At 75.1% G+C, this 22,284-nt stretch carries 17 protein-coding genes and 1 pseudogene; 9 read left to right on the forward strand and 9 right to left on the reverse strand.

Translation table 11 applies throughout. The features are described from left to right. Positions 1-9: 9 nt before the first annotated feature. From XF36_RS34815 to panD, 3 genes and pseudogenes are all read right to left on the reverse strand, one after another. A pseudogene (locus XF36_RS34815) lies at positions 10-3,432 on the reverse strand (amino acid adenylation domain-containing protein); the annotation flags it as partial. Between the two features lies 1 nt (position 3,433). Further along, positions 3,434-5,080, reverse strand: a complete 1,647-nt coding sequence (locus XF36_RS12575) for a (2,3-dihydroxybenzoyl)adenylate synthase (RefSeq protein WP_238589242.1) — start codon at positions 5,078-5,080, stop codon at positions 3,434-3,436. Continuing rightward, positions 5,077-5,484 (reverse strand): aspartate 1-decarboxylase, encoded by a 408-nt coding sequence (gene panD, locus XF36_RS12580; RefSeq protein WP_060714653.1) that lies wholly within the window; start codon positions 5,482-5,484, stop codon positions 5,077-5,079. Before panD ends, XF36_RS12575 begins: the two co-directional genes overlap by 4 nt. Positions 5,485-5,933: 449 nt before the next feature. On the opposite strand from panD, the gene XF36_RS12585 reads away from it, so the two are divergent. The 7 genes from XF36_RS12585 (at position 5,934) to XF36_RS12615 (ending at position 15,443) form a co-directional block, all read left to right on the forward strand. Further along, a complete protein-coding gene (locus XF36_RS12585; RefSeq protein ID WP_202968515.1) occupies positions 5,934-7,682 on the forward strand; it encodes an ABC transporter transmembrane domain-containing protein in 1,749 nt (582 codons plus the stop codon). After that, the gene (locus XF36_RS12590; protein ID WP_060714655.1) at positions 7,679-9,463 is read left to right on the forward strand and encodes an ABC transporter ATP-binding protein; all 1,785 of its coding nucleotides are present in this window, start codon (positions 7,679-7,681) and stop codon (positions 9,461-9,463) included. The genes XF36_RS12585 and XF36_RS12590 overlap by 4 nt, the downstream gene beginning before the upstream one ends. 198 nt (positions 9,464-9,661) lie before the next feature. After that, positions 9,662-11,293, forward strand: coding sequence for an ABC transporter substrate-binding protein (locus tag XF36_RS12595; RefSeq protein ID WP_060712128.1), 1,632 nt, complete (start codon positions 9,662-9,664; stop codon positions 11,291-11,293). Then, complete coding sequence (locus tag XF36_RS12600; protein ID WP_060712129.1) at positions 11,293-12,240, forward strand: ABC transporter permease; 948 nt, start codon at positions 11,293-11,295, stop codon at positions 12,238-12,240. The genes XF36_RS12595 and XF36_RS12600 overlap by 1 nt, the downstream gene beginning before the upstream one ends. Next, positions 12,237-13,112 (forward strand): ABC transporter permease, encoded by an 876-nt coding sequence (locus XF36_RS33240; protein WP_060712130.1) that lies wholly within the window; start codon positions 12,237-12,239, stop codon positions 13,110-13,112. The genes XF36_RS12600 and XF36_RS33240 overlap by 4 nt, the downstream gene beginning before the upstream one ends. After that, a complete protein-coding gene (locus tag XF36_RS12610; protein WP_060712131.1) occupies positions 13,109-14,719 on the forward strand; it encodes a dipeptide ABC transporter ATP-binding protein in 1,611 nt (536 codons plus the stop codon). Before XF36_RS33240 ends, XF36_RS12610 begins: the two co-directional genes overlap by 4 nt. Positions 14,720-14,774: 55 nt before the next feature. After that, the gene (locus tag XF36_RS12615) at positions 14,775-15,443 is read left to right on the forward strand and encodes a GntR family transcriptional regulator (RefSeq protein ID WP_060712132.1); all 669 of its coding nucleotides are present in this window, start codon (positions 14,775-14,777) and stop codon (positions 15,441-15,443) included. 107 nt (positions 15,444-15,550) lie between these two features. Here the strand turns inward: XF36_RS12615 and XF36_RS12620 are convergent, their stop codons facing one another. After that, positions 15,551-16,087 (reverse strand): carboxymuconolactone decarboxylase family protein, encoded by a 537-nt coding sequence (locus tag XF36_RS12620; RefSeq protein WP_060712133.1) that lies wholly within the window; start codon positions 16,085-16,087, stop codon positions 15,551-15,553. A gap of 10 nt (positions 16,088-16,097) precedes the next feature. Then, on the reverse strand, positions 16,098-16,892 hold the full coding sequence (locus tag XF36_RS12625; protein WP_168169506.1) for an alpha/beta fold hydrolase: 795 nt from the start codon (positions 16,890-16,892) through the stop codon (positions 16,098-16,100). An 89-nt stretch (positions 16,893-16,981) separates the two neighbouring features. Here XF36_RS12625 and XF36_RS12630 point away from each other — a divergent pair, with 89 nt between their 5' ends. Then, the gene (locus XF36_RS12630; RefSeq protein WP_060712135.1) at positions 16,982-17,893 is read left to right on the forward strand and encodes a LysR family transcriptional regulator; all 912 of its coding nucleotides are present in this window, start codon (positions 16,982-16,984) and stop codon (positions 17,891-17,893) included. A gap of 182 nt (positions 17,894-18,075) precedes the next feature. Here the strand turns inward: XF36_RS12630 and XF36_RS12635 are convergent, their stop codons facing one another. After that, positions 18,076-18,657, reverse strand: a complete 582-nt coding sequence (locus XF36_RS12635) for a TetR family transcriptional regulator (RefSeq protein ID WP_060712136.1) — start codon at positions 18,655-18,657, stop codon at positions 18,076-18,078. 100 nt (positions 18,658-18,757) lie between these two features. Between XF36_RS12635 and XF36_RS12640 the strand changes: the two genes are divergently transcribed. Beyond that, on the forward strand, positions 18,758-20,236 hold the full coding sequence (locus tag XF36_RS12640) for a cytochrome P450 (protein WP_060712137.1): 1,479 nt from the start codon (positions 18,758-18,760) through the stop codon (positions 20,234-20,236). On the opposite strand, the gene XF36_RS12645 is transcribed toward XF36_RS12640, so the two are convergent. Genes XF36_RS12645 through XF36_RS12655 form a run of 3 tightly spaced genes read right to left on the reverse strand, consistent with a single transcriptional unit; the run spans position 20,223 to position 22,238 of the window. Continuing rightward, on the reverse strand, positions 20,223-21,284 hold the full coding sequence (locus XF36_RS12645; protein ID WP_238589243.1) for a phosphotransferase family protein: 1,062 nt from the start codon (positions 21,282-21,284) through the stop codon (positions 20,223-20,225). The genes XF36_RS12640 and XF36_RS12645 overlap by 14 nt on opposite strands. Beyond that, complete coding sequence (locus tag XF36_RS12650; protein ID WP_060712139.1) at positions 21,281-22,039, reverse strand: SDR family NAD(P)-dependent oxidoreductase; 759 nt, start codon at positions 22,037-22,039, stop codon at positions 21,281-21,283. Before XF36_RS12650 ends, XF36_RS12645 begins: the two co-directional genes overlap by 4 nt. A gap of 1 nt (position 22,040) precedes the next feature. After that, a complete protein-coding gene (locus XF36_RS12655) occupies positions 22,041-22,238 on the reverse strand; it encodes a hypothetical protein (protein WP_060712140.1) in 198 nt (65 codons plus the stop codon). Between the last annotated feature and the right edge of the window lie 46 nt (positions 22,239-22,284).

The following is a 22,284-nucleotide window of genomic DNA, read 5'->3' on the forward strand; positions in this document are numbered from 1 at the left end:
CTGCAGCAACCCGCGGTCGTCCTCGCGCAGCAGGGTGCGCAGCGCCTCGTGCCGCGCCACGACGTCGTGCACCGCACCGGCGAGCGCGTCGCCGTCGACGTCGCCGGACAGGCGGGCGACGGTCGGGACGACGTAGCGGCCGCCCGGCCCCCCGAGCTGCTCGGCGAACCACAGCGCCTGCTGGCCCGGTGACGCGGGGATCCGGTCGGGCCGGGGGGCGGGTGCGGTGCCGGGTCCGGCGTCGGAGCCGGCTGCGGTGGGCAGCTCGCCGAGCAGGGTGGTGAGCCCGGCGATCGTGGGCCGGTCGAAGACGTCGCGCAGCGTGACCCGGGCACCCGCCGTCGCGTTGAGGCGCGCGACCAGTCGGGTCGCGAGCAGCGAGTGTCCGCCCAGGGCGAAGAAGTCGTCGTCGATGCCCGGCCCGGCGTCACCGGGCAGGCCAAGGACGTCGCGGAAGAGGCCGGCCAGCGCGCGCTCGGTGGGGGTGCGCGGCGGACGGCCGGTGGTGGCCTGCGCGGCGAGTGGTCCGGGATCGGGCAGTGCGCGGCGGTCGATCTTGCCGTTGGGGGTGACCGGGAAGCGGTCGAGCTCGACGACGGCGGCGGGCACCATGTGGTCGGGCAGCAGCGCCGCGAGGTGCTCGCGCAACACCGCCGGGACGTCGTGGTCCGGTGTCTCGGCGGACGCGGCGTCGACGGTCACGTAGCCGACCAGCTGCGTCCCGGCCGCCGGGTGCTCGTGCGCGACGACGAGCGCTCGGGTCACCGACGGGTGTCCTTCCAGAGCGGCCGCGACCTCGCCTGGCTCGACCCGGTGGCCGCGGATCTTGACCTGGTCGTCGGCCCGGCCGAGGTACTCCAGCACACCGTCGGCGGTGCGCCGCACCAGGTCACCGGTGCGGTAGAGGCGCCGCCCGTGGCCCTCGGGGTCGGCGACGAACCGCTCGGCGGTGCGAGCGGGGCGTCCGACGTAGCCGGTGGCGACCTGGGCGCCGCCGAGGTAGAGCTCGCCGGGCGTCCCGACGGGCACCGGGCGCAGCCAGGCGTCGAGCACCCGGGCCCGGGTGTTGGCCATCGGGGTCCCGATCGGCACCACCGCGCCCCGGCCCGGAGCCGCCGGATCGACCTCGTGGTGGGTGATCTCGCCGGTCTCGGTGGGCCCGTAGACGTTGAGCACGGTGCCGCCGGTGAGCGTGCACAGCGCGGTCGCCAGGGCGGTGGGGAACGCCTCGCCCGCCACCATCGTCACCGTCGGCGACGGCAGCGCCGTGTCGTCCGTGCGGACGAACTCCTCGCCCATCGAGGGCACGAAGTTGATCCGGTTCACCGCGTGCCGCCGGATCACCTCGTGCAGGTAGTCGGGGTCGCCGTGCCGCCCGTCTGCGGCCACGACCAGGGTGCCGCCCTCGGTGAGCGGTGTGAACACCTCGGGGGCGGACACGTCGAACGACACGGGGGTCTTCATCAGGACGGTCTCGCCCGCGGCGAGCGGGTAGTGCTTCCGCCCCCAGGTCAGGCGGTTGACCAGGGCCCGGTGCGGGACCTCGACGCCCTTGGGCCGTCCGGTCGTCCCCGAGGTGAAGATGACGTAGACCGGGTCCTCGGCGTCCGGGTCCCGCGACAGCGCGGGCGCGGTCGCCCGGCCGCGGTCCAGCTCGGCACGGTGCTCGTCGAGGTGCAGCAGCCCCGGCCCGGTGCCCGTGGCGGTGGGGATCTCGCGGTCGGTGACGGTGCGGTCGGTGACGGTGCGGTCGGTGACGACCAGGCGCGGGGCGCCGTCCTCGAGGATCGCGGAGACCCGCCCGGCCGGGAGGGCCGGGTCGATCGGCAGGTAGCCGGCGCCCGCCCGCAGGACGGCGGCCAGGACGACGACGAGGTCGGGGCTGCGGCCCAGCAGCACGCCGACCCGGTCCCCCGGCTCGACCCCGCGCCGGACCAGCAGCTCCGCCAGGGCGTTCACCCGGGCGTCGAGCTCGGCGAATGTCCAGCGCGCGCCGGTCACGTCGTCGACCACCGCGGTCCGGTCCGGGGTGCGGGCCACCTGGCGGCGGACCAGCTCGTCGACCGTGGACGCCGGCGGCGGCAGGACGACACCGTCCACACCGGCCGGGAGCGCGGTGACCCGGTCTGCGGGGGCGGCCCGGTCGAGCTCGGCCAGGGTCGAGCCGACCGGCAGGTCCAGCACCGCGTCGAGGTGGGCGGCGAACCGCTGCGCGTGCTCGGCCAGCGTCCGGCCCGCATGCGACCGGTCGCGCCCGCGCAGCTCCAGCCGGAAGCCGTGGACGGAGTCGTTGTAGACCGAGAGGTCCAGCCGGCCGATCGGACCCGGGTTGACCGTCTGCTCGACGCCCGGGGTCCCGGCGAAGTCCGCCGCGTAGTCCAGGGCCTTGATGTTGACGACCGGCAGCTCCAGGTAGGCGGCCTCACCGCCGGGCCACAACCGGGCGAGCCGGGCGTCCTCGATCGCGGTGTGCGACGCGACCCCGCGGATCTGCGCCGAGACGGCCGCCAGCAGCTCGCCGGCCGTGGTGCGCGCTCCGATCCCGACGACCACCGGGAAGATGCGCGAGGCCATCGAGGGGGTGCGCAGCAGGGCCGCGCCGTCGCGGAGCATGAACGGCATGCGGACCGCGACGCGGTCCAGGTGCCGGTCCCGCGCGGTGTACAGGCCCCACAGCGCGACGAGGGCGTCCGGCCAGGTCAGCCTGGCGGGCCGGGCGAATGCGGCGATCCGGTCCCGCACGTCCGCGCCGAGCGGTACCCGCACCGTGTGCGGGCGGAAGCCGAACGCGTCGGCGAGGTCGCCGACGTCGTCGGGGGTGCCGGCGTCGACGTCGAGGACCGCCCGCCAGTGGTCCTCGGTGGGTGCCGCGTCCGGGCCGACTGGGCCGTCGGCGCCACCGGCGGCGACGGCGTCGGCCAGCCCGGCGAACCAGCGCTCGGGGGCCGGTGCGCCCGTGACCCGCGCCGTGTAGAGCTCGGCGGTCCGCCGGACGAACAACGACACTCCGTAGGCGTCGAGCACCAGGTGGTGGTGGGTGAACGCCCACGCCCAGCCGCCCGCGGCACGCCGGACCAGCGACGACCACGGCGCGTACAGCGCGTCGCCGTGCGCGCTCCCGCGGTAGTCGACGCGGGCCCGCTCGACGATCGCGTCGTCGTCGAGCGGGTCGTCGACGACCTCGGTACGCACCGTGGCGGTGTCGTCGACCCACTGCACCGGGCTGCCGTCGACCTCACCGAACCGCACCCGCAGCGCCTCGGTCTCGGCGACGGCGTCGTCGACCGCGGCCACGAACGCCGCCGGGTCGATCGGGCCGGCGAGCCAGACGACCTGACCGACCCGGTAGACGGTCGAGGTCGGGAACAGCTGCTGCGCGGACCACACCCCGCGCTGCGCCACGGACAACGGCAGGCGTACAGGAGAGCTCACGTCAGTCCTTCTCCACTCGCTGGGCGCGCTTGCTGACCTTCCCGGCGACCGTGCTCGGGAACGCCGGGACGACCTCGACGAGGTCCGGGAGCTTGTAGGCGGCCAGGCCGCGTTCCCGCAGGAACGCACGGGCACCGGCCAGCGTCAGCGCCCCGGTGTCGGCGCCCTCCCGGGGCACGAGGTAGGCCTTGGTGCGCTCGCCGAGCACGTCGTCGGGGACGCCGACGACCGAGGCGTCGTGCACCGCCGGGTGCGCGAGCAGGTGGTTCTCGACCTCTTCGGGCGCGATCTTGGTCCCGCCCCGGTTGATCTGGTCCTTGGCCCGCCCGACGACCGTCAGGTAGCCGCGGTCGTCCTGCTGGACGAGGTCGCCGACCCGGTAGAACCCGCCGTCGGTGAACACGGTCCGGTCGTGCTCCGGGGCGCGGTAGTACCCGCGGACGGTCGCCGGGCCCCGGGTCAGCAGGTGCCCCGGGCTGCCGGGACGCACGGGGCGGCCCTCGTCGTCGACGATCAGGATCTCGTCCGCGTCCGAGGTCGGTCTGCCCTGCCGGGTGGTGATCGTCTCCTCGTCCGCGTCGAGATCGGTGAAGGTGTGCAGGCCCTCGGCCATGCCGTAGCTCTGCTGCAGCGTGGCGCCGAGCTCGCGGCCGATCCGGCGGGCGGCCTCCACCCCGAACTTCGCGCCGCCGACGCGGACCGTGCGCAGGCTGGAGAGGTCGTGGTCCGGGCGCAGCGAGGAGTTGAGCCAGGCCAGCGCCAGCGGCGGGACCAGGGCGGTCTCGGTGACCCGGTGCCGCTCGATCAGGGGGAACACCGTGTCGGGGCTGCCGTCGGTGGCGAGTACGACCGTCGCCCCGGCGTGCAGGGCACCCAGGTACCCGGGTGAACGCATCGCGAAGCTGTGCGGCATCGGCAGGACGACCAGCTGGACGGTGTCCGCAGTGACCCCGCCGACCCGCGCAGCGTGGAGCATCGAGCCCAGGTAGCCCTCGTGGGTGTGCGGGATGAGCTTGGAGGTGCCCGTCGTGCCCCCGGACAGCTGCAGGAACGCGACGTCCGACGGCAGCGAGCGGCGCTCGTGGCGCAGCGGTGCGTGCGCGAGCAGCGCGTCCAGCTCCGGGCCGCCGCCGTCGCGGCCCAGGACGACGGTGTGCTCCACCGTGGCCGACGACGCGGCGATGCCGGCGGCGAGCCCGGCGAGGTCGCTGCCGTCGTAGGAGGCGACGGTGACGTAGGCGCGCGCCCCGGCGAGGTCGACGAAGTGGGCGATCTCGTTGCGCTCGTGGGCGGGCAGCGCCAGTACGGGGATCGCGCCGAGCTCGAACAGCCCGAACACCACCGGGATGTGGGCGGCGACGTTGGGCAGCTGTACGACGACCCGGTCACCGCGGCCGATCCCCCGCGCGCGGAACCCGGCGGCCGCCCGCAGCACACGGTCGCCGAGCTCGGCATAGGTGAGGCGGTCGTCGCCCGCGATCACGGCGACGGCGTCGGGCACCCGCTCGACCGACGCGAAGAGGATCTCGGGGAAGGTCAGGTCCACCCAGTGCCCGTCCCTGCGGTACCGGGCGGCGAACTCCTCCGGGTGCGCGACCACGCCGTCCAGCACCAGCGGCCGGAGCTGGCCGTCCTGCACGACGCTCACCGGGAGGCGAGCTGGTCGGTGGCGCCGGGGACCGGCTCGGCCGGGTCGGTCCCCAGGTCGACGATCCGGTTGTCGCCGTCGACGTGCACGACCCGGGGCCGGTGCGTGACCAGCTCGGCGTCCTCGGCCAGCAGATAGGAGATGATGATCACCAGGTCGCCCGGATGGACCAGGTGCGCCGCCGCACCGTTGATGCAGACGACGCCGGAACCGGCCTCGCCCAGGATCACGTAGGTCTCGAGCCGGGCACCGTTGGTGATGTCGACGACCTGGACCTTCTCGCCCTCGACGAGTCCGGCGACCTCCGCCAGCGTCGAGTCGAGCGTCAGCGAACCGACGTAGTGCAGGTCGGCCTGGGTCACGGTCGCGCGGTGGATCTTTCCACCGAGGACGGTGCGGAGCATCGGGTTCCTCCCGGGGTCGCGGATCGGTGCGGGTGGACGGAGGTGCCACGCGGACGCGCCGGGTGGTCGCGCCGTCGACGACGGGATGGCGTCGACGGCGCAGGGGCGGTCGACCGCGGTCGTCCGCCGTGCGGGCCCGCCCGGGCCCGTTCCACGGTCGGCGCCGTCCGTGCGGCCCGTGGTGCGGGCCGTCGTCGGCGGGTGGCCGCGGCGACGTCTCATCGACGTGGTGAGGCGAACCTAACCGTGACCATTAGTTTAGGCTACCTTTACTATGTGTGCTCACCATCACCGCCCGGTTCGTCCCGAAGCCCCGATATATTCGGTTAGCCTCACCTCTCTTCGTCGCCTCGGCGCGGCGTGGCCGCCCGCCCGCCGCCGACCCCCGGAAGGACACGATCAGTGCCGCGCGGAGACCGCCGCCGCCCCCGCCGTCCGGGGGCCGCCCCGTGAGCGCATCCCGCCGGGCGGACCCGGCGGGGCTCGGCCGGGGCCGGCTCACGCGCGGTCTCCCGGTGCTCGGCCAGGCCGGACCCGACCCCGTCCCGGCCGAGCCGTTCACCGTCGACGACCGAGAGGGCCCGCGCCGGTTCACCGCCCGCGTGGCGGCGGCCGCCCCGCGCCTGACCGTTCCCGCCGCACTGCTCGCGGTCGTGCACAACACCGCCACGGCGCTGGTCCCGGTGATCATGGGGCTCGCCATCGACCGCGCCCTGCAGACCGGCGACCCGGTCCGGCTGGCCGGGTGGCTCGCGCTGCTGGGGGTCACCTTCCTGTGCCTGGCGCTGGCGTTCCGCTTCAGCGCGCTCCTCGCCGCGCGGGCGGTCCAGCTCGTCGAGCACCGGCTGCGGGTCACCCTGTCCGGATCGGTGCTCCACCCCTCCGACGGGCGGGTCGGGCGGGCCGACGGGGTCCTGCTGTCCACCGCGACGAACGACCTCACGCGGCTGTCGACGGCGGTGAACCTGGGCGTCTACCCGGTCGGGGAGCTCGCCGGCATCACCGTCGTCGCGATCTCCCTGCTCGTGATCCACTGGCCGCTCGGGCTGGCCGTGCTGCTCGGTGCACCGGTGGTGGTGTGGCTGATGGCGGCGCTCAGCGGGCCGTTCGCCCGCACGGCGCGGCACGCCCAGGGACTGCTCGCCGAGGCCGTCGGTCGCGCCACGGACCTGGTCACCGGCTACCGCGTGGTCAAGGGGGTGCGCGCCGAGGACGAGGCCGTCCGCCGGTACCGGCACGAGAGCCGGGCGGCCCTCGACGGCGCGTACGTGAACGTCGGCGCCCTGGGCCGATACCTCGCCGGCAGCAACACGGTCGGCGGCGTGTTCGTCGCGGCCGTCGCGGGCCTCGCCGGCTACCACGCCGTGACCGGGGCGATCACCATCGGGGAGCTGATCGCCGTCGCTGGGCTGACCCAGGCGCTGCTGCCCCCGCTCAACCTCCTGACCGCGAACGCCGGCGCCGTGTGGGCGGCCGCGGTCGGCTCCGGCGGACGCGTGCTCGAGCTGCTGCGGGCGGGCGGTGCCGCCCCGCGGCCCGACACCGCCGCTCCCCCCGCCCCCGATGCACCCCCGATGCTCGAGGTGGTCCTCGGCGACGAACGCGTTCGCATCGCGCCCGGCGAGCTGGTGGGCCTGCGCGCCGACGACCGCACCGCGGACGCCCTGGTCGCGGCGCTGCTCGGTCCGCGGGACACCTCGCGAGCCGTCGAGGTCCTCGTGGACGGCGTACCGGCCAGCCGACTCGACCCCGCCCGCTACCGCGCGGCAGTCCTCGTCGCCCCGCACGAGGCCGCTCTGTTCAGCGGCACCGTCGCGGACAACCTCGACCTCACCGGCGCCGCGCCGGAGCACCGCGCGACGGCGCTGTGGGCCGCGGCCTGCGAGGACTTCGCGTCCCCCGCGACGCACGGCCTCGACACCGAGGTCGGGGAGAACGGCAACCGCCTGTCCGGCGGGCAGCGTCAACGCCTGGCCCTGGCCAGGGCCTACGCCCGCGACGCACCCGTACTGGTCCTGCACGAGCCGACGACCGCGGTGGACGCGGTGACCGGCGCGGCCGTCGCCGACCGGCTCCGCCGCGTCCGCACGGACCGGTCGACGCTGGTGATCACCGCGTCCCCCGTCCTGCTCGCGGTGTGCGACCGCGTCGTGACGCCGGGCCCGGTCACCGTCGACGCGGCGCGGGTCGCGCCGTGACCGCGACCGGGCTCGGCCCGCCCGGCCTGCCGGTCGCGGCGTGGCGCACGACGGCCCGCGAGCTGGTCCGGTCGGCGCGCGGCCGGCGCGGCCGGATCACCGCCGTCGCGACGACCGGGCTGGGCAGCGCCGCGCTCGGGCTCGCCGTCCCCGTCGCACTCGGCCGCCTGGTCGACGCCGTCGACTCCGGCACCGCCGACGGCGGCACCGTGGCGTGGATCGTGGCGGTCATGGTCGCCGCGACGGCGGCCGGTGCCGTGGGCGCGGCGCTGACCGCCGTGCTGGCCGGACGTCTCTACCAGGCGGTCCTGGCCGACCTGCGCGAACGCCTGGTCGACCGGGCGATGCAGCTGCCCCAGCGGGTCGTGGAGGGCGCCGGGACCGGCGACCTCGTGGCCCGGGCCAGCGACGACGTCGCCCAGATCGCCGACGCGGCGCACCGCATCGTGCCGGCGCTGACCTCCTCGGCGTTCACGATCCTCGTGACCGTCGCCGGCATGGCGGCCCTCGACTGGCGCTACGGGCTGGCGCTGCTCGCCACGCTGCCCGTGTACCTGGTCGCCCTGCGCTGGTACCTGGCCACCGCACCGCCGGTGTACCGCGCACAGCGGGCCGCGGCGGGCGGTCGGGCCCAGCAGATCCTGGAGTCGCTGCGCGGATTCCCCACCGTGCAGGCGTTCGGCCTGGGCGGGCGCCGCCACGACCGGGTCATCGCGGCCTCCTGGGAGGTCGTGCGGCACACCCTGCGGGCGCGGACCGTGCAGAACATGTTCGTCGGCCGGCTGAACCTCGCCGAGTACCTGGGGCTGGCCGCGATCCTGGTGACCGGTGGCCTGCTGATCGGTGCCGGGGACTCGACGGTGGGCGCCGCCACCACGGCGATGCTGTTCTTCCTGCGGCTGTTCGGGCCGATCGCCCAGCTGCTGCTGGTGATCGACGTCCTGCAGTCCGCGCTCGCCTCGCTCAACCGCATGGTCGGTGTGATCACCCTGCCCGCCGACGAGCCGGCCGCGGCCTCCGGCCCGGCGCCGGCGCCGGGCGCTCCCGTCGCCCGGCTCGACGGGGTGGGGTTCGGCTACCCCGGCGGGCCCCGCGTCCTGCACGACGTCGACCTGGTCATCGGGCCGGGCGAGCGCGTCGCCGTCGTGGGGGCCTCCGGGGCGGGCAAGACCACCCTGGCCTCGCTGCTCGCCGGCATCCACACCCCCGACGACGGGTCCGTGACCCGACCGGCCAGGACCGTCCTCATCACACAGGAGACCCACGTCTTCGCCGGGACCCTGCGCGACAACCTGGTGCTCGCCGCCCCGCACGCCACCGACGACGACGTGCTGCGCGCGCTCCGGACCACGGGGGCCGGGTCCCTGCCGGACCTCCTGCCCGACGGGCTCGACACGGTGCTCGGTGCGACCGGGCGGTCGCTGTCCTCGGCACAGGCCCAGCAGGTCGCACTCGCCCGGGTCGTCCTCGCCGACCCCGACCTCGCGATCCTCGACGAGGCCACGGCGGAGGCCGGGTCGAGCTACGCCGAACTGCTGGACCGGGCCTCGGACGCGGTGCTGCGGGGCCGCGCCGGGCTGGTCATCGCCCACCGGCTCTCCCAGGCCGCGTCCTGCGACCGGATCGTGACCATGGCCGACGGCCGCGTCGTGGAGGTCGGGCGGCACGAGAAGCTCCTCTCGGCGGACGGTCTCTACGCCCGGATGTGGCGCTCCTGGGCCGCAGGCGACAACGACAGCGACACCGACGGCGACCGGGTCCGGACGCTCGACGCCCGCTGACCGCGGCGGCCGGACCGCCACCCACCGGCGCACGTGCCCGGCGCCGCCGCCCTGGCCGCCGCATCCGATGCATTCGCCGCGCGAGCGAGCTGCGGGCAGTCACGTTCGACGGCCGCGACCGGCTACCGGATCCGGAAACGTGATCGTGACACCCGAAGGGCTATCGCGGCCGTCCGGACGGCCGTACGGTCGCCGGCAATGTATACAAAGGTTCGACTCGCGGTGGTGCTGCTCGGTGCCCTGCTGCTGACCGGGTGCATCGCCGTGCAGCCGGTGCTGCCGGCACCCCCGCGTCCGGTGGTCCCCGGCGCGGCGGTCGCCCCCGGCACCCCGGTCCGCGACGGCGGTGACCTGGTCATGGGGCTGTCCAGCGAACCCGACCGCCTGGACCCGACCACCTCGTCGTCGCTCTACACGCGCTACGTCATGAGCTCGATCTGCGAGAAGCTCTACGACATCGACGCCGAGGGCACGGTGCTCCCCCAGCTGGCGGCCGCGCTGCCGACGGTCGGCGCCGACGGCCGCTCGGTGGAGATCACCGTGCGGGACGGGGTCCGGTTCGCCGACGGCACCCCGCTCGACGCCGCCGCGGTCGTCACCACGCTGCGCCGTCACCTCACGCTGCCGGACTCGAGCCGCCGGTCCGAGCTCGGCCCCGTCGCGGGCGTCGAGGCGACCGGCCCGCGCACGGTGCGGATCCGCTACGAGCGACCGTTCGCGCCGCTGACGGCGTCGTTGGCCGACCGTGCGGGCATGATCATGTCCCCGGCGGCGCTGGCCCGGCCCGGCGTCGAGTTCTCCGCCGACCCGGTCTGCGTCGGACCGTTCCGCTTCGCCGAGCGCATCCCGCAGACCTCGATCACCGTCGTGCGGGACCCGCTCTACTACGCCGCCGACGAGGTCCACCTGGACTCGGTCACCTACCGGATCATGAACGACGCCAACATCCGGGCGGCGAACCTGCGCAGCGGGGACGTCGACGTGGCCGACACGATCTCCCCGCAGGACGTCGACGCGCTGTCCCGCGAGACCGACGTTCGTGTCCTGCAGATCCCCTCGCTCGGGTACCAGGCGATGACGGTCAACATCGGCAACACCGCCGGCACCGGGAACCCGCCGGGGCGCATCGACACCCCGCTGGCGAGCGACCCGCGCGTGCGACGGGCGCTCGCCCTGTCGGTGGACCGGACCGTGCTGGTCAACGCGGTGTTCAACAACTGGTACGAGCCCGCCTGCTCGCCGATCCCGCCGGGGAGCACCTACGCGAGCCCGGCGAGCGACGCCTGCCCGCCCTACGACCCGGACGAGTCCCGCAGGCTGTTGGCCAGTGCCGGGGCCCCTGTGCCGTACCCGGTGACGATGAAGGTCTCCAACTCCCCGGACACGCTGCGGCTGGCCCAGGCGTTGCAGGCCGCGGTCGCCCAGGGCGGGTTCGCGATCACCGTGGAGCCGGTCGAGTACTCCACGCTGCTCGACGTCCAGGACCGTGGCGACTTCGACCTGCTGCAGCTGGGCTGGTCGGGCCGGGTGGACCCGCACGGCAACATCGCCTCGTTCCTCACCACCGGGGCGGGCAGCAACTACTCCGGCTACTCCGACGCAGACGTCGACGAGCTGATCGGCCGGGCCGCCGCGACGATCGACCCTGCCGCCCGGGCGGCCCTCTACGGACAGGGGGTGGAACGGGTGCAGCGCGACAACCCGATCATCTACCTGTACCGCCAGCGGAACCTCACGGCGCACTCCGCGGACGTCGTCGGCGTGCAGACCTTCGCCGACGGCGTCGTGCGGCTGAGCCGGGCCGCGTTCGTCGACGGCGAGGTGGGCTGATGCTGCGCTACCTGGCGGTGCGGGCCGGGCAGGGCCTGGTCACCCTGCTGCTGGCCTCGGTGGTCGTGTTCGCCGGCGTCCGGGCGCTGCCCGGCGACCCGGCGCTGGCGCTGGCCGGGGAGGAGGCGACACCGGAGACCGTCGCCGCGATCCGCGACCGGCTCGGCCTGGACGGGTCGCTGGTCGAGCAGTACCTGCGGTTCCTGGGCAGCGCGCTGACCGGGGACCTGGGCGAGTCGACCCGGACCGGGACCCCGGTGACCGAGCTGATCGCCGCGACACTGCCGGTCACGGCGTGGCTGTCGCTGTACGCGAGCGTCGTCGCCGGGATGGCCGCCGGGACGCTGGCCGCGGTGTACCGCGGACGCGGGGTGGACGCGGCCGTCAGCGGGCTGTCGCTGGTCTCGCTGTCGGTGCCGAACTTCTGGCTCGGGCTGCTGGCGATCCTCTACCTCGCGGTCGGGCTCGGGCTGTTCCCCGCCTCGGGCTACGTCGCCGTCACCGAGGACCCGCTGCGCGCGCTGTGGCACCTCACCCTGCCCGCGCTGATCCTCGGGACGGGGCTCGCCGCCATCGTGATGCGCCAGACCCGTGCGTCCATGGTGGACACCCTGACCGCCGACTTCGTGCGCACCGCGCGGGCGAAGGGGGTCTCCCGTGGCGCCGTGGTGCTGCGGCACGCCCTGCGCAACAGCCTGCTCGTGGTCCTGACGATCGTCGGCCTGCAGCTGGGCGGGCTCGTGTCCGGCGCCGTCGTCACCGAGCGGATCTTCGGGCTGCCCGGCTTCGGGAAGCTCACACTCGACTCGGTCTTCACCCGGGACTACCCGGTGATCCAGGGAGTGGTGCTCGTCGTGACGCTCGCCTACATCGTCATCAACCTGGCGGTCGACGTCCTCTACTCGGTCGTGGACCCGCGGGTCCGGGTCGAGGGGAGGTCGCGATGACCGCCGTCGAACCCGTCGGGCCCCAGCCGACCGCGCCGCCCGGCGGCCGGGTGCTCGCCGCGTTCCTGCGGAGCCGCTCCGGGCTCGTCGGCGGGGCGCTGCTCGTCCTGGTCGTGCTGGCCGCGCTGCTCGCCCCGGTCCTCGCGCCCCACTCCCCCGGCGCGGTGCACTTCGAGACCCCGTTCCAGCTGCCGCGCACCGTCGGGTTCCCGCTGGGCACCGACGACCTGGGCCGCGACGTGCTGTCCCGGATCCTGTACGGCACCCGGGCGTCGTTGCAGGTGGGACTGCTCGCCGTCGCGCTGGCCGTGCTGGTGGGCACGCCGCTGGGGCTCGCCGCCGGATGGTGGCGGGCGGCCGACGTCGTGGTGTCGCGGCTGACCGACCTGACCCTGGCGTTCCCGTTCCTGATCGTCGCAGTGGGACTGGCCGCGATCCACGGCGCGAGCCTGAGCGGCGCGGCGATCGCGCTCGGTGTGGCTCAGGTGCCGACGATGATCCGCGTCGTGCGCGCGGAGACGCTGCGGCTGCGGGAACGGGAGTTCGTGCTGGCGGCGAGGACGATGAACGCCTCGGGCCCGCGGGTGCTGCTGACCCACGTCCTGCCCAACGCGGCGTCCTCGGTGATCGTGCAGGCGACCGTGATCATGCCGGTGGCGGTGATCGGCGAGGCGCTGCTGTCGTTCCTCGGCCTCGGGATCCAGCCACCGGACCCGAGCCTGGGCATCATGCTGTCCGACGCCCAGCAGTACCTCTACCGGGCTCCGTGGTCGGCGGTGTTCCCCGGCCTCGCGATCCTGCTGATCTGCCTGGCGTTCAACCTCGTCGGCGACGCGCTGCGCGACGCCCTGTCCCCGGGGGCACGACAGTGAGCGCGCTGCTGGAGCTGTGCGGGCTACGGGTGGGGTACGCCGACTCCCGCGGCACCGTCACCGACGTCCTTCACGGGGTCGACCTCGCGGTCGGCCGCGGGGAGAAGGTCGCCGTGGTCGGCGGGTCCGGGTCCGGGAAGTCGACGGCCGCGGCGGCCGCGCTCGGCCTGCTGCCGGGGACCGGGCGGGTGACCGGCGGGCGGATCCTCTTCGACGGCGAGGACCTCACCACCGCCGGGGAGGCCCGGCTGCGGGCACTGCGCGGGGCGCGGATCGGTCTCGTCCCACAGGACCCCATGTCCAACCTGAACCCGGTGCACCGGGTCGGGGCGCAGATCGCCGAGGCCCTGACCACCCACCGGCTGGCGCGCGGCCGGGCGGCGCGGGACCGGGCCGTGGAGCTGATGGCCGAGGCCGGGATCCCGGACCCCGCGCGCCGGGCGCGGCAGTACCCGCACGAGTTCTCCGGAGGCATGCGGCAGCGGGTGCTGATCGCGATGGCGCTCGCCGCGGAGCCGGACCTGCTGCTGGCCGACGAGCCGACCTCGGCCCTCGACGTCACGGTGCAGCGCCGGATCCTCGACCACCTCGCCGGGCTGACCGACGCCCGCGGCACGGCGATGCTGCTCATCACCCACGACCTCGCGCTGGCCGCCGAGCGCGCCGACCGGGTGGTGGTCATGCACGAGGGCCACGTCGTCGAGACCGGGCCGGCCGAGCGCATCCTGACCCGGCCCGACGACGACTACACCCGCCGTCTGGTCGCCGCCGCACCCGCGATCGGCGGCGGGACCCGCGCCGCCGAGCCGCCCGCGCCGCCGCGACCGGTGCTCGAGGTGACCGGCCTGGTCCGCGAGTTCCGGGTGCGCGGCTCACGTGAACGGGTCCGCGCCGTCGACGACGTGTCGTTCACCGTCGACGCCGGCACCACCACCGCCCTCGTCGGGGAGTCCGGGTCGGGCAAGACGACGACCGCGCGGATCGTCCTCGGGCTGGACCGGCCGACGGCGGGCACCGTGACCGTGGCGGGGACCGATCCGTTCCGCTCATCACGACGGGAACGGGCGATGGTGCGCCGCACCATGCAGCCGGTGTTCCAGGACCCCTACGGCTCGCTGGACCCCACGTCCACGGTCGCCCGGATCGTCGACGAGCCGTTGCAGGTGCTGCGGATCGGGGACACCGCGTCGCGGCGCGACCGGGTCGCCGAGCTCCTGGACCAGGTGGCTCTGCCGTCGGGGGTGGCACCACGTCGCCCGGACGAGCTGTCCGGCGGCCAGCGGCAGCGGGTCGCGATCGCCAGGGCGCTGGCCGCCCGGCCGCAGCTGGTCGTGTGCGACGAGGCCGTCTCCGCCCTGGACGTGCTGGTGCAGGAGCAGATCCTGGAGCTGCTGACCGGCCTGCAACGCGACCTGGGGGTCTCGTTGCTGTTCATCACCCACGACCTCGCGGTCGTGCGCCAGGTCGCCCACCGCGTCGTGGTGCTGCGCGCGGGCGCCGTGGTCGAGCAGGGCCCGACCGCACGCGTGGTCGACACCCCCGCGCAGGACTACACCCGCGAGTTGCTCGCCGCGATCCCCGGGCGCGACGTCGGCGCCACCCCCTGACGACCGGACGGGGACGTGCGTCCACACTGCACCGGCGGCGAGGAGGAGGGTCCGGGTGGACGGGCAGGACGGCGGTAACCGGTACGGCTCGGCCGACGGCAAGGCGCGGCGGGTGCTCGCGGCGCTGCGGGCGGACATCGTGACCGGGGTGCTCGCCCAGGGCGAGCGGCTGACCGAGGCCCGGCTGTGCGAGCGCTATCGGGTCTCGCGCGTCCCGGTCCGCGAGGCGCTGCGCACGCTCGCCGTCCAGGGTTTCGTCGAGGTCCGTCCGAACCAGGGTGCCACCGTCGCCACGATCGACGACGCCGACGCCGAGGACCTGTTCGCCGTGCGCGGCACCATCGAGGAGATCGCCGCGGCCCGCTGCGCGGCGCGGGTGGCCGGGGGCGAGGACGCGGTGGTGGACCTGCTGGGGCTGCTCGTCGCCGAGGGCGAGGCCGAGCTGGCGTCCGGCCGGACGGAACGGCTGCCGGAGCTCAACACGCGCTTCCACCTCGCCATCGCCGAGCACAGCGGGTCGGCGTCGCTCCCGTCGCTGCTGCGGCACGTCTCCGACCGGATCGAATGGATCTACGCGATGGGGGTGTCCGTGGCCGGTCCGCGGTCGTGGGCCGAGCACCGGGCCATCCTCGCGGCGGTCGCGGCGGGTGATCCGGCGTCGGCGGGGGCCCTGGCCCGGGCACACGTCGAACGCGCCGAGCGCCATCACCGCGGGGTGGGCTGAGCGCGTCGTCGAGCCGTCGGCCTCCCCGGCACCGGACAGTGCCGATCGGTCTCGCCGGCCTGGGCCAGCGTGCGGACCTGCCGCGGGCCGTCGGGCCGGGCTGAGGGTCAGTGTTCGTGGGTCCAGGTGTCCAGGGCAGGGTCCAGGTCGACGCCGAGGACGGTGGTGAGCCGGGCGACGGTGAGGTAGTGCCCGACCAGGACGATGACGGTGACCAGGTCGCGGTCGTCGAGGGTCCGGCGTACGGCGGCGAGGACGTCGTCGGGGACCGGGAGGCCGGGGACGAGCAGGTCGACCAGGTCGAGCAGGCGGGCGAACCCGGTGGGCAGCACCGACCGGTCGGCCCCCGCGGTGGTCTCGATGACGGCGATCTGCTCGTCCGACCAGTGCTGACGCGCCTGGTCCAGGTGCTGCCACCGTTCGTAGGCACTGCCGGTAAGAGCGGCGACGCGCAGGATGACTCCTTCGCGCCAGGAGGGCGCCAGCGCCGAGGCGCGCAGCGCGTTGGCCGTCTCCGGCAGGGCTTCGGACAGCCGGGAGTCCATCACGGTCAGGGTCCGGGTGAGGTTCGAGGGGAACCGTTCGTACTGGGCGCGGTGACGGGGGTCCATGTCGGCGGGCTCGGGCAGCGGGATGCGGGCCATCCCGGGTTCCTCAGGCGACCTGGTCGAGGAACCCGACCAGGTGGCGGGTGACGGTGGCGGGCTTCTCCAACGGTGCGAGGTGGGCGGCGGCGGGCACCACGCGCAGCCGGGCATCCGGGATGGTGTCGCGCAGCTGCCGGGCCGCGGAGACCGGCGAGCTGGAGTCGTGCTCCCCGACCACGACCATCGTCCGGCACCCGATCCGGGGGAGGTCGGCCGCGAGCTCGAAGCCGGCGATCATCTCCCACATCGCGGCGTGCACCTGCGGGTCCTGGGCGAGCAGCGTGCGGGTGGCGCGCTCGACCAGGTCCGGGCGCCGGGCGCGGGTGTCGGCGGTGAACCAGTGCCCGAACAGTCCCTCCAGCACCGCCACCATGCCCTCCGTCCGCGCCTGCGCGGCCCGGGCCCGCATCGCCACGCGGCCGGCGTCGGAGAACGAGGCCGCCGTGTCGATCAACGTCAGCGAGGCCGTGATGCCCGGGTCCGCGACGGCGGTGGTCTGGGCGAGCATCCCGCCCAGTGACAGCCCGACCAGGTGGACCCGGTCGGCCTCCAGACTCGCCAGCACTCGGCGCACGAACCCGACCGCGCGATCGAGCTGCCAGTCGCCGGGGTCGCCGGTGGTCCGCCCGTGGCCGGGCAGGTCGACCGCGACGACGTCCCGGTCGAGCGCCAGGGCCGCGATCTGACGATCCCAGTAGGTCAGGTCCAGCCCGGCCGAGTGCAGGAGAACCACCGGGGTGCCGCCGCGGGGGCCGGTGCGGACCAGGTTGACGGTCCGCGTCGAGAAGGTGCTGTCGTCCACGACGACGACTGTCACCTGCGGACACCGATCACGTCCAACGATAGGTTCTCCTGAGACCTATTCATCGGATTCATGGATCGGGGAGCGCCGTGGAGCTGCGCCAGCTCGAGATCTTCCTTGCGGTCGCCGACACCGGGAGCTTCACCGCCGCCGCCGAGTCCGTGCACCTCGTGCAGTCGGCGGTCTCGGTCGCGGTCCGGGCGCTCGAACGTGACCTGGGTGCGGCGCTGTTCGAGCGGACCACCCGCCGGGTCGCGCTCACCGACGCGGGCGCGGCCCTGGTCGCGCCCGCCCGCACCACACTGGCCGCGGCCGCCTCCGCCCGCGACGCCGTCGAGGAGGTGACCGGGGGGATCCGCGGCACTGTCACCGTCGGGATCATGCACGCCCTGCCCGGTGTCGACCTGGCGGCGCTGCTCCAGCGGTTCCACCAGCAGTGGCCCCGGGTGACGATCCGCCCCGGCACCGCACCCGACGGGACCGCCGGGCTCGTGCGTGGTGTGCTCGAGCACCGCCTCGACCTCGCCCTCGCCGCGGTCGATCCCACGGCGTGCCCACCGGCGATCGAGGCGCACGAGCTGTTCCGGGAACCGATCCGGCTCGCCTGCCCGCCCGGGCACCGGCTCTCCGGTCGTGAGCGTGTGTCCCTCACCGAGCTCCGCGGCGAGTCGTTCATCGACGTCCCTCCCGGCTGGGGCAGCCGGGAGAGCGTCGACCGGGTCCTCGCCACCCACGGTGTCGCGCGCGAGGTGGTCATCGAGGTGGGAGACGTCGCCACCGTCGCCGAACTGGTCCGCGCGGGGCTCGGGCTGGCGCTGATCGCGCCGTCCTCGGCGCCCGAGCCGGTCCGCCGTCGGCTCGTCGACCTCTCACCGCATCCCGAGTTCGTCGTCTCCCTCATCACCGCACGCGACCGGACCCCGTCCGTCGCCGCCGGCCGTCTGATCCGTCTGGTCCGGCACGCCGCCGGGGAGGCCGGCGGCCCGCCTGCCACGCCGTGACCGGGTCGGACCCGCCGGGCCGGCTCGGGGCCCGGGCGCCGACGGCGCTCGGCAGCTCTTCCCCGACAACGGCACCGGTTCCCCGGCAGCGACACCGGTTCCCCGGCAGCGCGGCTCCACGATCGGGGACGTCCGCCGTCAGCCGGGCCCACCGGTCCGGGGTGGGACGACCTCCCACGAGCTCACACCCCGTCGGCGCCGAGCGTCCGCACCACCACCGTCGCGATGTCCTCCGCCGAGCGCGACGCCGGGCCCGCGGGGAGCACCAGGTGGCTGACCGTGAGCCGGGCGGCGGTCTCCGCGGCGAGCCGCACGTCGCGCTCGCGGGCCCCGGGCCGGACCCGGCGCAGGTATCCGGCGGACCGCTCGGCCGCGGCCGCGATGATCGGGCCGGAGTCGGTGCCGAACGCAGACGGGACCGCCGCGTCGCCGCTGAGCAGGGCCTTGAGCAGCGGGTTCTCGGCACCCTCGGTGAGCGCGGCGCCGACGGCGGCGACCCAGGCCGCGTGCAGGTCGGTCTCGCCGTCGAGGGCGGCCTCGATCCGGTCGAGGAACCGGTCGGTGGCCCGCAGCACCAGGGCGGCGGCGAGCCCGTCGCGGTCGCCGAACTCGCTGTAGAGGGTCTGCCGGCTGACCCCGACCCGGCGGGCGAGCTCGGGCATCGACGGGCGTTCCCCCGCGACCGCGAGGCGTTCGGCGACGTCGAGCACCTCGCCGCGCAGCTCGTCGCGGGCCCGCCGGGCCATCGTCCGCCGCTCGCTCATGGCCAACATCATGGCACGACCCGTCCATTGCCTGGACAGTTCTGTCAGAAGTGTCTAACTTCGGCCGGGACACCGCCGTCGACGTCCGAGGAGCAAGCCCGTGAAGCTGGTGCAGCAGGCGCGTGAGCGCTGGTCGTCCGTCCTCACCCTGCCCGCACCCGAGGCGGTCGACCGGTCGCTGCTGACCGGCGCGGTGCGGGGCCGGCGCCCCGCGGCGTTCGGCCCGGCGCCCGAGGGGCTGCGCGAGGTGCCCGGCGACGACGGGCTGCCCGTCCTCGGCCACGCTCTGGCCTACGTCCGGTTCGGGCACCGGTTCACCCGGGCCCGCTCCGAGGCGCTCGGCCCGGTCTGGTGGATGCGCACCCCCAACGGCCGGGCGATCGTCGTGACCGGCCCAGCCGCGACCCGGGAGGTGCTCACCAACCGGGACAAGGCGTTCTCCCAGGAGGGGTGGCGCGCGACGGTCGACGCGTTCTTCCACCGCGGCCTGATGCTGCTGGACTTCGACGAGCACCGCGCGCACCGGCGGATCATGCAGGAGGCGTTCACCGCGGACCGGATCTCCCGCTACGTCGCCGCGACCACCCCCGTCGTGCGCGAGGTACTGCCGACCTGGCCGGAGCGGCTGCGGCTCTACCCGGCGCTCAAGCGGCTCACCCTGGACGTGGCGCAGGCGGTGTTCATGGACGCCGGCTCCGGAGCCGCCGAGAGCAGCGCAGGCGGAACGAGCATGCACACTGCCGAGGCGGTGAACCGGGCGTTCGTCGACTGCGTCCGGGCGGCGAACTCCTTCGTCCGCAAGGACCTGCCCGGGACCCGCTGGCGGCGCGGGCTGCGCGGACGGGTCGTGCTGGAGAACTGGTTCCGGGAGAACCTGGCGGCCAAGCGCGCGGGTGAGGGCACCGACCTGTTCTCGGCGCTGTGCCACGCCCGCACCGACGACGGCGAGGTGTTCTCCGACGACGACGTCGTCAACCACATGATCTTCCTGATGATGGCCGCCCACGACACCTCCACCACCACCACGGCCTCGGCGGCGCACCACCTCGCCCGCAACCCGGTCTGGCAGGAACGCTGCCGCGCCGAGTCCGACGCGCTCGCCGAGCGGATCGGGGACCGCGTCCCGACCGTGGCCGAGCTGCGCGAGCTGACGTCGCTGGACCTGGTGATCCGGGAGGCGCTGCGGCTCGACGCACCGGTCCCGGTGGTCATGCGGACGGCGGTGACGGACACCGCGGTGGCCGGGCACCACGTCCCGGCCGGGACGCGGGTCGTCGTCGCGCAGGCGGTGAACCACTACGACCGCTCCTGCTGGACCGACCCGGAGCGCTTCGACCCCGAGCGGTTCGGGTCCGGCCGGCGCGAGGACCGCTCCGACCGCGACGCGTGGATCCCGTTCGGCGGCGGCGTGCACAAGTGCATCGGGCTGCACTTCGGGACCCTCGAGGTCACCGCCATCCTGCACGAGATGCTGCGCCGGTACCGGTGGACCGTCGAGCCGTCCTACCGGTTGCGCTGGGACAACACATCGCTGCCGGTGCCGGTGGGCGGGATCCCGGTGCGTCTCACCCCGCGCTGAGGGCCCACTCGTCGTGGGCGATCCGCACGGCCAGCTCCAGCAGCGCGACGGCCGCGGCGTGCAGCCGCTCCCCCACCGCGCGGTCCGCCTCGCCCGCGGCGACCCGTGCCCAGGTGCCCTCCAGCACGACGCCCAGCTTGAACGCGGCCAGCCCCGCGTACCAGGTGATGTCGGTGGTGTCGCGGCCACCCGCATCGGTGTAGGCGGCGACGAGCTCGGCCCGGGTGGGGAGACCGCCGTGCCCGGCGAGCTCGTTCCCCGCGCCGAAACCGACCGGGTCGACCGGCCAGGTGACCAGCAGCCAGCCGAGGTCGAGCAGCGGGTCGCCGACGGTGCACATCTCCCAGTCGACGAGTGCGGCCACCCGCGGCCGGGTGCGGTCCAGCAGCACGTTGTTCAGGTGCAGGTCCCCGTGTGCGACGCCCGGTTCCGGCTCGGGCGGCCGGTGCCGGGTCAGCCAGTCCGCGGCGACGGCCACGTCGGGCAGGTCGCCGGGGTCGTAGCCGGGCACCTCGGAGTAGGACGCGAGCTGCGCGGTCCAGCGCGGCACCTGCCGCTCCAGGAACGGACCGGGGCGGCGCAGCCCGTCCAGCCCGACCGCGGCCGGGTCGAGGCGGCCGAGCCTGGCCGCGGCCCGGGCCACGTCGAGCACCGCGCCGTGCCGCAGCGCCGGGGCCGCGGCCTGCTCGGGCGAGACCCGCTCGCCGGGGTTGACGCCGTCCACGTCGGTCATCAGGTAGAACGGCCTGCCGAGCACGTCGGTGTCGGTGCAGGCGGCGACGAGCTCCGGGTGCGGCACGTCGGTGCCGCGCAGCGCGCCGAGCACGGTGATCTCGCGGGCGATGGTGCGGGCCGACCCCGGCCGCGGGTGCACCGGCGACGAGCGCAGGACCAGCGGTCTGCCGTCGACCACGGTGCGCAGCACCACGTTCTGGGTGCCGCCGCCGACCGGTTCCAGCTCGCCGGACCAGTCGCCGAACCCCTGTCCGCGCAGCCACGCCGCGAGCGCGGTCCGGTCGACCACACCCGACGGGTCCGCAGGGCTCACGTCGACCACGCCATTCCGCCGTCGACCTTGATCGTGGCGCCGGTGGTGTACCCGGCGTCCGGGCCGGTCAGGTACAGAATCGCGCCGACGACCTCGGCCGCCTCCCCGACCCGTCCGGCGGGCACGGTGCCGGCGACGTGGGCACGGAACTCCTCGGTCCAGTGCTCGGCGATGTCGGTCCGGACCGGACCGGGCATCACCGTGTTGACCCGCACCGACGGCGCGTACGCGCGGGCCAACCCGACGGTCAGCGCGTTGAGCCCAGCCTTGGCCAGCGCGTAGGGCAGCTCCCCGGGGCCGGGCATCACCGCCGCGACCGAGGAGACGTTCACGATCGCGCCGCCGCCCGCCGCGGCCATGAGCTCCCCGCAGCGGGCTCCGAGCCGGTAGGCGCCGCGCAGGTTCACCGCGAGGACCTTGTCGAACAGCTCCTCGGTGACCTCGGTGAGCGACCCGTAGAGCGGGGACATGCCGGCGTTGTTCACCAGCACGTCGACCCGGCCGTACTCGGCGAGCACCCGGTCCACCAGGTCGTCGCAGTCCGCCCAGCGGCCCACGTGGCAGCCGACGCCGAGCGCCGGCACACCGTGCCGCGCGGTCAGCTCCGCGGCCAGTGCGGTGCACGCCTCGGCCCGTCGGCTGGCGACGACGACCGTGTCCCCGCGGGCCGCGTACGCCTCGCAGGCCGCCCGTCCGATCCCCCGGCTCCCGCCGGTGACGACGACGACCCGGCCGCCCTCCGTCGTGCCGCTCATGTCAGGACGCCCCGGAGTTCCCGGCGTTCCACTCCCGGTCCTTGCGGTCCTCGGACTCGGTGCGCTCCCTGGCGATCTCCAGCGCGCGGGCCGCGGTGGCCCGGTCCGGGTACGGGCCGAGCCGGTCGGCGGACCGGCAGCCGTCGGCGGTCTCCACGGTGCCGTGCTTGAGGCAGTAGAACCATTGCTCGTCGCTCATGGGACCACCCTGGCACCGATCCGCCCGCCTGTCTCCCGCCGCGCCG

Origin of the sequence: Pseudonocardia sp. HH130629-09, from assembly GCF_001294645.1 — a bacterium.
Lineage (GTDB): Bacteria > Actinomycetota > Actinomycetes > Mycobacteriales > Pseudonocardiaceae > Pseudonocardia.